At 71.9% G+C, this 12,169-nt stretch carries 12 protein-coding genes; 6 read left to right on the top strand and 6 right to left on the bottom strand.

Annotated features, from left to right (window positions below; translation table 11 throughout):
- Positions 1-4: 4 nt before the first annotated feature.
- Together ACI2L3_RS03995 and ACI2L3_RS04000 are read right to left on the bottom strand one after the other, a co-directional pair.
- Positions 5-706: a response regulator gene (locus ACI2L3_RS03995; RefSeq protein WP_404751317.1), complete on the bottom strand. Its 702-nt coding sequence runs from the start codon at positions 704-706 to the stop codon at positions 5-7.
- A gap of 35 nt (positions 707-741) precedes the next feature.
- Positions 742-2,352, bottom strand: coding sequence for a histidine kinase (locus tag ACI2L3_RS04000; protein WP_404750732.1), 1,611 nt, complete (start codon positions 2,350-2,352; stop codon positions 742-744).
- A gap of 137 nt (positions 2,353-2,489) precedes the next feature.
- Here ACI2L3_RS04000 and ACI2L3_RS04005 point away from each other — a divergent pair, with 137 nt between their 5' ends.
- From ACI2L3_RS04005 to cseC, 5 genes are all read left to right on the top strand, one after another.
- Positions 2,490-3,452, top strand: a complete 963-nt coding sequence (locus ACI2L3_RS04005; protein WP_404750733.1) for an A/G-specific adenine glycosylase — start codon at positions 2,490-2,492, stop codon at positions 3,450-3,452.
- Positions 3,453-3,668: 216 nt separating this feature from the next.
- Complete coding sequence (locus tag ACI2L3_RS04010; RefSeq protein WP_362997146.1) at positions 3,669-4,217, top strand: SigE family RNA polymerase sigma factor; 549 nt, start codon at positions 3,669-3,671, stop codon at positions 4,215-4,217.
- Between the two features lie 20 nt (positions 4,218-4,237).
- Positions 4,238-4,846, top strand: coding sequence for a hypothetical protein (locus tag ACI2L3_RS04015; protein WP_404750734.1), 609 nt, complete (start codon positions 4,238-4,240; stop codon positions 4,844-4,846).
- 64 nt (positions 4,847-4,910) lie between these two features.
- A complete protein-coding gene (gene cseB, locus ACI2L3_RS04020) occupies positions 4,911-5,624 on the top strand; it encodes a two-component system response regulator CseB (protein ID WP_404750735.1) in 714 nt (237 codons plus the stop codon).
- Between the two features lie 70 nt (positions 5,625-5,694).
- Positions 5,695-7,086, top strand: coding sequence for a two-component system sensor histidine kinase CseC (gene cseC, locus ACI2L3_RS04025; RefSeq protein WP_404750736.1), 1,392 nt, complete (start codon positions 5,695-5,697; stop codon positions 7,084-7,086).
- A gap of 15 nt (positions 7,087-7,101) precedes the next feature.
- Here the strand turns inward: cseC and ACI2L3_RS04030 are convergent, their stop codons facing one another.
- The 3 genes from ACI2L3_RS04030 to ACI2L3_RS04040 all read right to left on the bottom strand — a co-directional run bounded on the left by ACI2L3_RS04030 (position 7,102) and on the right by ACI2L3_RS04040 (position 10,642).
- Positions 7,102-8,052, bottom strand: a complete 951-nt coding sequence (locus tag ACI2L3_RS04030) for an LLM class flavin-dependent oxidoreductase (RefSeq protein WP_404750737.1) — start codon at positions 8,050-8,052, stop codon at positions 7,102-7,104.
- A 79-nt stretch (positions 8,053-8,131) separates the two neighbouring features.
- On the bottom strand, positions 8,132-8,899 hold the full coding sequence (locus ACI2L3_RS04035) for a class I SAM-dependent methyltransferase (RefSeq protein ID WP_404750738.1): 768 nt from the start codon (positions 8,897-8,899) through the stop codon (positions 8,132-8,134).
- A 117-nt stretch (positions 8,900-9,016) separates the two neighbouring features.
- On the bottom strand, positions 9,017-10,642 hold the full coding sequence (locus ACI2L3_RS04040) for an MDR family MFS transporter (RefSeq protein WP_404750739.1): 1,626 nt from the start codon (positions 10,640-10,642) through the stop codon (positions 9,017-9,019).
- Between the two features lie 147 nt (positions 10,643-10,789).
- Between ACI2L3_RS04040 and ACI2L3_RS04045 the strand changes: the two genes are divergently transcribed.
- Entirely contained in the window at positions 10,790-11,395 is a 606-nt protein-coding gene (locus ACI2L3_RS04045; RefSeq protein WP_404750740.1) for a TetR/AcrR family transcriptional regulator, read from the top strand.
- 35 nt (positions 11,396-11,430) lie between these two features.
- Here the strand turns inward: ACI2L3_RS04045 and ACI2L3_RS04050 are convergent, their stop codons facing one another.
- Positions 11,431-12,117, bottom strand: a complete 687-nt coding sequence (locus tag ACI2L3_RS04050; protein WP_404750741.1) for a M23 family metallopeptidase — start codon at positions 12,115-12,117, stop codon at positions 11,431-11,433.
- Positions 12,118-12,169: the final 52 nt, after the last annotated feature.

Here is a 12,169-nt window from a genome sequence, read left to right on the forward strand (position 1 = left end):
GGGTTCAGTCCGTCTGCTCCGGGACGAGCCCCGCCTCGTACGCGACGATCGCCGCCTGAACGCGGTTCTTGACCGCGAGCCGGTCGAGGACCGCGCTCACGTACGCCTTGACCGTGCCCTCCACGAGGTGCAGGCGGGCCGCGATCTCCGGGTTGGAGAGGCCCGCGCCGACCAGGCCGAGCACTTCGCGCTCGCGCGGGGTGAGGGTCCCGACGCGGGCGCGGGCGGTGGCGCCGCGGCCCATGCGCCGGACGCCGAAGCCGTCGATGACGTGCCGGGCCACCTTGGGCGAGAGGAACGCGGCGCCGCCCGCCACCGCCCGTACGCCCGCGATGAGTTCGTGCGGATCGCCGGACTTCAGGAGGAAGCCGGTGGCACCGCCGCTCAGGGCGCGGGCGATGTACGCGTCCTCGGAGAACGTCGTCAGCATCGCCACCGCGGTGCCGGGCACCGTCCGGACGATCTCCTCGGCCGCGGCGAGGCCGTCCAGGCGGGGCATCCGGATGTCGAGCAGCGCCACGTCGGGGCGGTGGGCCTGCGCGAGGGAGACGGCCTCGCGCCCGTCGCCGGCCTCCGCGACGACCTCGATGTGCGGGCCGGCGGCGAGGATGGCGCCCACGCCGGCGCGGATCATGGCCTCGTCGTCGGCGAGCAGGACGCGGATGGTTGTGGAGGTGGCCCGCGCAGGGGCGGTGTCGGGTGTCATGTCGTCTTGCGTCCGGTCCACCGATCGCTCTTCGTTCACCGCGGCTGCTCCCTCTGTTCCTCGTTGTCGTCCGCCTCGCTCGCCGTGGGGATGACGGTCTTGTCCACGATGCGGTTGTTCTCGGCGAAGCAGATCCTGAAGTGCGGCACGGCGGTGAAGAGTTCGCCGCTCCCCCGGTAGTACGCGCAGTCGGCGCCCGCGGGCGGTGGGGTCGGCGCGCGCTCCAGCGGGGGGTCGGTGACCGTCCGGTCCGGCAGTACGCGGTCGGCCTCGGCCCGGGTCTCGCCGATGCGCAGGCGCGCGTAGTCGGCGGGGTCGAGGACGGAGTGCGTGCGGGAGTACGCGTACCAGGCGAAGGTGCCGCCGACGAGCAGTACGCCCGTGGTGACGGCGGTGCCGAAGGCCAGGGCGGTGCGGTGCCGGGCGTGGGCGAGGCGGCCGCCTGCGGGGGGTAGCGGCGCGGGGGCGCCTTTCCCGGCCGGCAGGCGGGCGGTGACTCGGAAGCCGGGGCCGTGCGGGCCCGCGTCGAGCGTGCCGCCCAGGTCCGTGACGCGGGCGTGGAGGGCGCGGAGGCCGGAGCCGCCTCCGGAGAGATCGCCCGGGGCTGCTGAACCCCCTTCGGGCGGGCGGCCGTTCGTGACGGTGACCGTCGTCGTGGCGGAGCTGTCGCGCGCCACGGTGACGGTGACGGGGGCGCCCGGCGCGTGCTTGGCCGCGTTGGTGAGGGCCTCCTGGACGACGCGGTGGACGGTGCCGTCGGTCATGCTGCGGCGCACCGGCGCGGCGTCACGGTTTTCGTCGTCTACGTAGTCGTCGCCTGCGTAAGTGTCGTCTACGTAGGTGATGTTCAGGCCCGACTCCGTGGCGCGCGCGACGAGTGCCGCGACGCTCTCGCCCGCCGGGGCCAGCGGCGCCTGTTCGTCGCCCTCCTCACGGAGCAGGCCGATGATGGCGTGCAGCCGGTCCGTGGCCTGCGAGGCGGCCGCGCGGAGGTCGGCGGCGGCCGCGCGGTGCGGGTCGGGCAGGTCGGGGGCGACCTGGAGGGCGCCCGCTCGTACGGCGATCAGGCTCAGCTCGTGGCCCAGGGAGTCGTGCATGTCCTGGGCGATGCGGGCCCGTTCGCGCAGCCGGGCGCGGTCGGCGACGATGCGCTGCTCGCGCTCCAGCTGGTCGGCGCGGGCCCAGCCGGCGGCGGCGAGCTCGCGGCCCTGACGCCAGTAGCGGCCCGCGAGCCAGGGGAAGACCGCACCGAAGAGCACCGTCGCCGTGAGCACGAGCCACTCGACGACCGGGTCGACATCACGTGCGGCGATCTTGGCCGTGCCGACGAGGACGATGGCCGCGAAGGCGAGCAGGGCCGGGCGGGCGTGGTCGGCGCGGCGGCCGAGGAGCAGGGCGAAGACGGCGAGGGCCGGGCCGAAGGAGAGGGTGAAGAGGGACGGGGCGGTGAGCAGACCGAGGGCGGCGGAGAGGAGGAAGGCGGGCAGGGGCCGGGCCCGCGAGACGGCGACGGCGCCGGCGAGCACGGCCAGGCCGGTGAGCTGCTGCGCGGCGGACCGGGGTTCGTTGAGCCCCAGCCGGTCGACCGACACGACGGGTATGACCATCGCCACCCACAGCAGCGCGTCCCCGGTACGTCTCTCCACTCCCCCGACGCTACCGACCGTCCCCGGCCCGGCGCCCCTGCCGATCGTCAGGTGCGCCGTCCACCCCCACAAATCTCCCGCTGCCCCCCGCCCGGTTGTCCCGTCGGCCGGTGTGGGCGTGGCAGGATCGGTGTGCCATGACTGCGCCCACGAAGCCCATGCCGAACAGTTCCGACAGTGCCCTCAGCGGGTCCGCGGCCGCGTCCGCGGGTCTTTCCGAGCCCGCGGGTGAGGCCCTGCACAGCCCCGTCATCGCCTGGTTCGACACGCACGCCCGCGATCTGCCGTGGCGTCGTGCGGACGCCGGGCCGTGGGGCGTGATGGTCAGCGAGTTCATGCTCCAGCAGACGCCCGTCAGCCGCGTCCTGCCCGTGTACGAGCAGTGGCTGGCCCGCTGGCCCCGGCCCGCCGACCTCGCCAAGGAGCCGCCGGGTGAGGCCGTGCGCGCCTGGGGGCGGCTCGGCTATCCGCGGCGCGCCCTGCGGCTGCACGGCGCGGCCCTCGCCATAACGGAGCGGCACAACGGCGACGTACCCACGCAGCACGCGCAGCTGCTCGCGCTGCCCGGCATCGGGGAGTACACCGCGGCCGCCGTCGCCTCGTTCGCGTACGGGCAGCGGCATGCCGTGCTCGACACGAACGTGCGCCGGGTCTTCGCACGGGCCGTGACCGGCGTGCAGTACCCGCCGAACGCGACGACCGCCGCCGAGCGCAAGCTCGCCCGCGCCCTGCTGCCCGAGGACGAGCGCACCGCGTCCCGCTGGGCGGCCGCCTCCATGGAGCTGGGCGCCCTGGTCTGCACGGCGAAGAACGAGAACTGCGGGGCGTGCCCGATCGCCGCGCAGTGCGCCTGGCGCGTGGCGGGGAAGCCCGCGCACGAGGGTCCCGCCCGCCGCGGTCAGACGTACGCGGGGACGGACCGTCAGGTGCGGGGCAAGCTGCTCGCCGTGCTCCGCGAGGCCGTGACGCCCGTGCCTCAGTCGGCGCTCGACCGGGTGTGGGACGAGCCCGTGCAGCGGGCCCGTGCCCTTGACGGGCTGGTCGCGGACGGTCTCGTCGAGCCGCTCCCCGGCGGCCGGTACCGGCTTCCGCTGACCTGACGACTGACCTGACGACTCGATGGCGGAGAGCACCCGGGCCCCTACGAAACGTAGGTATTTACCCCGGGCTTACGTCTGTTACACAACCGACGTACAGCCGTGCGTCCGCCGCTGGCTGCTCCGCACAACCCCGTGACAACGCCTCCGTAACTTCATAGCCGTACCGCAGAGCAGGGACAGCGGTCGGCAATGGGGATGGAACGGAGGCGGTTTGGTATGGCGCACGGCGAGGTGCTCGAGTTCGAAGAGTACGTCCGCACTCGGCAGGATGCCCTGCTGCGCAGTGCCCGGCGCCTGGTTCCGGACCCCGTGGACGCCCAGGACCTGCTGCAGACCGCGCTCGTGCGGACGTACGGCCGCTGGGACGGCATAGCCGACAAGCGGCTCGCGGACGCCTATCTGCGCCGCGTCATGATCAACACCCGTACGGAGTGGTGGCGGGCGCGCAAGCTCGAGGAAGTGCCCACCGAGCAGCTGCCCGACGCGAGCGTGGAAGACTCCACCGAGCAGCACGCGGACCGCGCGCTGCTGATGGACATCATGAAGGTCCTCGCACCCAAGCAGCGCAGCGTGGTCGTGCTGCGACACTGGGAGCAGATGTCCACAGAGGAGACGGCCGCCGCCCTCGGTATGTCGGCCGGAACGGTCAAGAGCACGCTGCACCGGGCCCTCGCCCGGCTCCGGCAGGAGCTGGAGAGCCGGGACCGCGAGGAGCTGGTCGCCAGCGCGCTCGAACGTGAGGAGCGGGAGAGTTGCGCGGCCTAGGCCCTCGGGTCGGAAGAAACGTGCAGGCGGTGAGCGCGGCGGCGGCCGCGGTCGCCGCCCTCGGCCTTTTGCTCTCCGCCTGTTCGACGGGCGGATCCGGCGCGCGCGACGAGGGCCCGGCCCGCAGCGAGCCCGTGGTGTCCACGGCGCCGTCCCCATCGGCCTCCGCGTCCGTGCCGACGAAGAAGATCGACGCGGTCCGGCTCGTCAAGGAGGACCCGAAGGTCAGCCCGGCGATCAAGCGCGATCTGAAGCCGTGCGTGGGGAAGGCCTACCCGGTCGACGTGTCGTACGGGAACCTGACCGGAGGAACCGCCTCCGATGTTGTCGTGAACGTGCTGACGTGCGGTGACGCGGTCGGCATCGGCAGTTACGTGTATCGCGCCGAGGGCGGTCGGTACGAGAATGTCTTCAAGGCTGAGGAGCCGGCCTCCGTCTACGCGGAGATCGACCGCGGCGACCTGGTCGTGACGAAGCAGCTGTACGAGTCGGGCGACTCGGTGGCCTATCCCTCCGGCGAGGAAGTGATCACGTACCGCTGGTCCGCGAATCGCTTCACGGAGTCGGGGCGCACCCGCAACGACTTCGGCAACGCGGTGGACGGCGAACCCACGCCGTCCACGGACTGACACGCACCGGCCGACGCCCGACGCACCGGCACACCGACGCAGCGAAAAGGACTGAGAGCATCCGATGGCAGAGCAGACCCACGTCCTGTTCGTCGAGGACGACGACGTCATCCGTGAGGCCACCCAGCTCGCCCTGGAGCGCGACGGCTTCGCGGTGACCGCCATGCCGGACGGGCTCGCGGGCCTGGAGGCGTTCCGCGCCGACCAGCCGGACATCGCGCTGCTCGACGTGATGGTGCCCGGCCTGGACGGCGTCTCGCTGTGCCGCCGCATCCGCGACGAGTCCACGGTCCCGGTGATCATGCTGTCGGCGCGCGCCGACTCCATCGACGTCGTGCTGGGCCTGGAGGCGGGCGCCGACGACTACGTGACCAAGCCGTTCGACGGCGCCGTCCTGGTCGCCCGCATCCGCGCCGTCCTGCGCCGCTTCGGGCACGCCGGCGGGCACGGCTCGGCCTCCTCCGGCCAGGACGAGGGGTCCGGGACGGACGGCGGGGTGCTGAACTTCGGCGATCTGGAGATCGACACGGTCGGCATGGAGGTACGCAGGGGCGGCGCGCCCGTGGGCCTGACGCCGACCGAGATGCGGCTGCTCCTGGAGTTCTCGTCCGCGCCCGGCACGGTCCTCTCCCGCGACAAGCTCCTGGAGCGGGTGTGGGACTACGGCTGGGGCGGCGACACCCGCGTCGTCGACGTCCACGTACAGCGGCTGCGCACGAAGGTCGGCCAGGACCGCATCGAGACGGTCCGCGGCTTCGGTTACAAGCTCAAGGCGTGACGACGATCAGCGGACGCACGGCACGTTCGGTATTCACCGCGGTATTCACGGCACTCAGGGGACGACGCATATGAACGGGGGGCGCAGGGCCGTCGGGCGTGTCCGCGAGAGGTTCCGGTCGGGGCTGCGGTTCCGGCCGGGGGTGCAGTTCCGTACGGGCGTCCGCTGGAAGATCGCCGCGGCCATCGCGCTGGTCGGCGCGCTCGTCGCGATCGCCCTCAGCCTGGTCGTGCACAACGCCGCGCGCGTCTCGATGCTCGACAACGCGCGCGACGTGCAGGACGAGCGCATCCAGTTCGCCCTGCGCCTCTATTCCTCCGCGTCCCAGCGGCAGACGCTCCAGTTCGGCACCAAGGTCGACGACCCGGAGCTGCCCGAGGAGCTGCGGCAGAAGGTCCTCAAGGGCCGCCGCGCCACCTTCGTCGAGGAGAAGACCGACGGCGTGCCCGACATCTGGGCCGCCGTGCCGCTCGCCGACGGGCACGTACTCTCCCTGCACTCCCGCTTCACCGACCGCAGCGCCACCGTCATGAAGGACCTCGACCAGGCCCTCGTCATCGGCTCCATCGCGGTCGTCTTCGGCGGCTGCGCGCTCGGCGTGCTGATCGGCGGGCAGCTGTCGCGGCGGCTGCGCAAGGCGGCGACGGCGGCGAGCGAGGTCGCGCAGGGGCACTCGGACGTGAGCGTCCGGGAGGCGATCGGCGGTGTCGTGAAGGACGAGACCGACGACGTGGCGAGCGCCGTGGACGCCATGGCCGACGCGCTCAAGCAGCGCCTGGAGGCCGAGCGCCGGGTGACCGCCGACATCGCGCACGAGCTGCGCACGCCGGTGACCGGGCTGCTCACGGCCGCCGAGCTGCTGCCGCCGGGCCGGCCGAGCGAGCTGGTCAGGGACCGCGCGCAGGCGATGCGTACGCTCGTCGAGGACGTCCTCGAAGTGGCGCGCCTGGACTCCGCCGCCGAGCGGGCCGAGCTCCAGGACATCACCCTCGGCCAGTTCGTGACCCGGCGCATGGCGGTCCTGACCACCGACGTGACGGTGACGGTGGTGCACGAGTCGGAGGTCACCACCGACCCGCGCCGCCTGGAGCGCATCCTCGGCAACCTCGTCGCCAACGCCACCAAGCACGGCAAGCCGCCCATCGAGGTCAGCGTCGAGGGCCGCGTCGTCCGCGTGCGCGACCACGGGCCCGGCTTCCCCGAGGCGCTCCTGGACGAGGGGCCGAGCCGCTTCCGCACGGGCAGCGCCGACCGGGCGGGCCACGGGCACGGTCTCGGCCTGACGATCGCTGCGGGCCAGGCGCGGGTGCTCGGCGCGCGGCTCACCTTCCGCAACGTACGCCCCGCGGGCGCGGCGCCCGAGGTGCCGGCCGAGGGCGCGGTCGCCGTGCTGTGGCTGCCGGAGCACGCGCCGACGAACACGGGGAGCTATCCGGTACTCAAGCTGCCGGACAACCTCTGAGCCCGTCCCACCGGATCACCGGACGCGGCGGTGCTCCCGCAGGGCGGGGGCGACCTGCCGGATGAACGCCCGGTACGAGCGTTTCCGGTACTCCCCGGAGCAGCCGGTGACGATGTGGAAGCGTTCGAGCCCGACGTCGGCGAGTTCGAGGAGCCGGTCCCGGCAGTAGTCGGCCGGTCCCAGGACGGCGAAGGAGTCGAGGAACCGCTGATTCGGTTCCGGCGAGCCGCGGTGCGAGAACCGGGCGAAATGGGCGATGCCGTCGGTCGCCATGGCGCGGGCCCTGTCGATGTCGTCGTCGACGACGACATGGACGAAAGCGGCCAGCCGCACGTCGGCCCGCGTCTCGCGGGCGGTGTCGGCCGCCTCCCGCAGCCGGTCGCGGTCGGCCCCCACGGACAGGGCCGTCACGTCGGCCGTCGAGGCCGCGGCCCGGATGGTCCGCGGGCCTGAGGCGGCGAGGAACACCTCCGGCGCCGCGCCCTCGGGGGCGCGGGCGAGCCACGTGAGACGGCTGTCGTCCGGGAGCGGCACCAGCCGGTCCTGGAAGACCTGGGGCGCCCCACGGCGTGCCGTGGTCACGGACACCGGGCCGCCTCGGAGGTAGGTCCGCACGGCCGTGGTGTACGAGATGAGCTGCGGGAGAGGGACGGGGGCCAGGCCCAGCCGGCTGAGGGAGCTGTCTCCCCGGCCGATGCCGAGGGCCACGCGCCGCCCGGACTCCATGTGCGCGGACATCACGGCGGCGGCGGTCACGGCGGGGTGCCGCGTCCAGGGATTGGTGACACCGACTCCCAGACGGATGCGGCTGGTCTTCAGGGCCGCCGCGGTCAGGGCGACGTAGGGATCTCCCATCAGGCACTGGGAGTCCCCGAAGGTGAGCCCGTCCCAGCCGGCCGCCTCCAGCTCCGGGGCCTCGTGCACACCGGGCATCGCCTGCACGGTCGCCCACAGTTCAGGTCCCATGTCCTTCACCGTAGGACCCGTGCCCGGTCTCCGCCCGCGCCGCGTCACCCGATCGGCGGTGTGCGCCCGCCGGGCCCGCTCAGGCGCCGTCCCGGCCCTCCCGCGGGCGTTCGACCCGCAGCGCGTGCTGGTCGTTGCTGATGGTGTAGCCGCCGTCGGGGTCGTGGAAGTGAGCCCGTACGTATTCCTCCAGCGCCTCGCGGCTCGGTGGTGTGCCTCCGCCGGGCCCGGTCGAGGGGACGCCGAGGTGGAAGTCGGCGACGGTGACGGCCTCGTTCAGGTCCTGGGTGCGGTACCGGGCGGGGACGGTGTCCAGCCGGACGTCGCCGACCAGGTCGGGCGGAGCGGTGGCGAGTTCGTCCGCGAGCTCGCGGAGGTCGAAAGAGCTGCCGGTGAAGTGCCGCACCATGCGCATGCAGCTGCTGTCCGACTTCTCCATGAGCACCAGGAGCAGGCCGCCCGGGGCGATCCAGCCCATGACGCGCAGCACGGCGGCGGTCCACTGCGGGCGGGGGACGTAGTACAGCACGTGGGAGAGCAGGGCCAGGTCGACGGTGACGCCGGGGTCCGCCTCGAGCAGCGGTTCGGCCAGTACGCGGGCTTCGGGGAACGTATGGGCGAGTGCGTCGCGCATGGGGCGGCTCGGCTCGATGCACACCGTACGTTCGAAGAGGCGGCCGATGTGCCGGGTGATGGTGCCTTCGGCCGGGCCCACGTCCAGGAACACCCGACGCGTGGCCAGTCGACCGGCCACTTGGGCGAGGTACTCCTGGGTACGGGTCTTCTGGTCCGTTCCGGCGAGGAACAGGTCGAAGGCGGCGCTGTAGGCGTCTTCGTCCGTTCGCACATCTCCCGCGGCGCCTTTGCCCTGTGATGTCATCCTTGTTCCTTTCGCGGCATTGCCCCCGGCAACGTATCGCTGCCGGGGGCCGCTCTGCGCGATCGGAACGCGGACCTGCTCGGGCTACTCCGCGATCACGGCCGGCCTGTCCTCGGGGCCCGAGCCCCGCAGCGGGATCTCCTTCACGAAGAACGACGCGACCAGCGCCACGACGCTGATGGCGGCGCCCAGCAGGAACGCCGAGTGCGTACCGGACGACACCGCGTGCTGGTAGGCGTCCTGCACGGCCTCCGGCAGCTTGGCGAGGCTCGCCGCGTCCAGCTGGGCCGACGTCTCGGTGACCTTGCCGCCCAGCGCTCCGGCGCGGTCGTCCATCACGTCCTGGACCCGGTTGTTGAAGATCGCGCCCATGATGGCGACGCCGAAGGACGAGCCGAGCGTGCGGAAGAGCGTGGCCGAGGACGAGGCGACGCCCATGTCCTTCATCTCGACGCTGTTCTGCGCGACCAGCATGGTGATCTGCATCAGGAAGCCCATGCCGGCGCCGAGCACGGCCATGTAGAGGCCGGAGGTGAGGCGCGAGGTGCCGGTGTCCATCTGTGCGAGCAGGTAGAAGCCGGTGAGCATCAGGACGGTGCCGGCGATCGGGAAGATCCGGTACTTGCCGGTGGCGGTGGTGACCCGGCCCGCGACCATCGAGACGGCCATCATCGAGAGCAGCATCGGGAGCAGCAGCAGACCGGAGTTGGTCGCCGACGCGCCCTGCACCGACTGCTGGAAGAGCGGCAGGAACAGCATCGCGCCGAACATCACGAAGCCGGTGATGAAGCCGATCACGGCCATCAGCGAGAAGTTGCGGTTGGCGAAGATGTGCAGCGGCATGACCGGTTCGGCGGCCTTCTTCTGTACGAAGAGGAAGCCGATCAGCGAGGCGACGCCGATGCCGATGAGCTCCATGATCACGGCCGAGTCCCAGGCGTACTCCGTACCGCCCCAGGTGGTGACGAGCACGAGCGCGCTGATGCCGACGGTGAGCAGCGCCGCGCCGAGGTAGTCGATGCGGCCCTCCGCCTTCTTCTTGGGCAGGTGCAGGACGCTGGTGACCATGGCGAGGGCGACGGCGCCGAGCGGCAGGTTGATGTAGAAGGCCCAGCGCCAGCCGAAGTTGTCGGTGATGGAGCCGCCGACCAGCGGGCCGCCGATCATCGCGACCGCCATGACGCCGGTCATCATGCCCATGTACTTGCCGCGGTCCCGCGGCGGCACGAGGTCACCGATGATCGCCATGACGCCGACCATCAGACCGCCCGCGCCGAGCCCCTGGATCGCACGGAAGCCGATGAGCTGTCCCATGCTCTGCGCCATGCCGCTCAGCACGGAGCCGGCGAGGAAGATGACTATGGCGGTGAGGAAGGCGCCCTTGCGCCCGTACATGTCGCCGAGCTTGCCCCAGATGGGGGTGGAGGCGGCGGTGGCCAGGGTGTAGGAGGTGACGACCCACGACAGGTGCTCCATGCCGCCGAGGTCGCCGACGATGGTCGGCATCGCGGGGCCGACGATCATGTTGTCGAGCATGGCGAGCAGCATCGTGATCATCAGGGCGAACAGCACGACGCGTACGCTGCGCGGCTGCGGTTCGGCCTTGGCGGTCCTCGCCCCGGCGGTCCCGGTCCCGGCGGGCGGCGGGGCCACCTGCTCCGTCTCCGGACCGGCCACCGGCCCGGATTTTTCGATGGTCTTCTCCGCCATGTTCCCCACTCCCCACACGGTCGGCCCACTTACTTGCCGCCCGGCTAGTTGACTACACTGAGGGAAGGTAGACCCCTCACTAGCCGGTCGTCAAGTAAGTTTTGTGGCACACGTTTCACACGTTGCATGAGGTCGAGGAGCACCCCGATGAGCACGGGTACGGGTACAGGCACTGGCACGGGCAAGCAGCCGCGCCGCGGGAACACCCGCCAGCGCATCCAGGACGTGGCCCTCGAACTCTTCGCCGAGCAGGGTTACGAGAAGACGTCACTCCGCGAGATCGCGGAGCGTCTGGAGGTCACGAAGGCGGCGCTGTACTACCACTTCAAGACCAAGGAAGACATCCTGACCAGCATCTTCGATGACCTCACGAGGCCCATCGACGAACTGATCGCCTGGGGCCACGAGCAGCCGCGGCCGGCCTCCCTGGAGACCAAGCAGACGACCCTGCGCCGCTACAGCGACATCCTCGTCGACGCGGCGCCGCTCTTCCGCTTCATGCAGGAGAACCAGGCGACGATGCGCGACCTGAAGACGGGCGAGAGCTTCAAGGACCGCATGCTGGCGCTCTACGAGATCCTCAAGGACCCGCAGGCGCCGATGACGGACCAGGTGCGGTGCTTCAGCGCACTGTTCACCATGCACGGCGGGATGTTCGTGCTCAAGGACGTCGAAGGCGACCCCGAGGAGAAGCGCAGGGCCATCCTCGAGGTCGCCATCGATCTGGTGACGCGGGCGCACACGGGCGCGTAGCCCGTAGCCGCGCCCGCGCGTGCCCGGCGGTCGGGTCAGACCTTCACGCCCACCGAGCCGAGGAAGCGGACCGGGTCGACGGCCGAGCCGTAGTTCGGGGTCGTACGGATCTCGAAGTGCAGGTGCGGACCGCTGGAGTTGCCGGTGTTGCCGGAGAGGGCGATGCGCTGGCCGGTGCCGACGGTCTGGCCCACCCGGACGTCGACCTGCGAGAGGTGCGCGTACTGGGAGTACGTGCCGTTGCTGTGCTTGATCACAATGGCGTTGCCGTACGCGGGGCCGTCACCGGCGCCGTTCGGGCCCGCCTTGACGACGGTGCCGCCGTGCACGGACTCGACCGCGGTGCCGACCGGCACGGCGAAGTCCTGGCCGGAGTGCTTCTGGGACCACATGTTGCCGCCGAGGCCGAAGCTGGCGGAGAGCGTGTAGTTGTTGACCGGGTCGACCCAGGCGGCGGCCTTCGCGGCCGCGGCCTTCTTGGCGTCGGCGGCCTTCTTCGCCTGCGCCTGCTTCGCCTTCTCGGCGGCCTTGGCCTGGGCGGTGGCCTGCTTCTGGACGGAGTTCACGGCGACGCCGGGCAGCGCGCCGCCCTTGGCGTCCCCGGCGGCGACCGAGACCCCGGCCCCGAGGGCCGCCGAGGCTCCGATGCCGACGGCGATGACTGCCGCACGCGTACGGAACATCGACGGGGCGGGGCGGTGGGACTTGGTGCGCTTGAGCATGTGGATGTCCTCCGGAGTGCGTCGGCGGTGCCGACTGAGCGGTTCTGGCTGA

The sequence above is a fragment of the Streptomyces sp. NPDC029674 genome (genome assembly GCF_044903205.1).
In the GTDB taxonomy this organism is placed as follows: Bacteria; Actinomycetota; Actinomycetes; order Streptomycetales; family Streptomycetaceae; genus Streptomyces.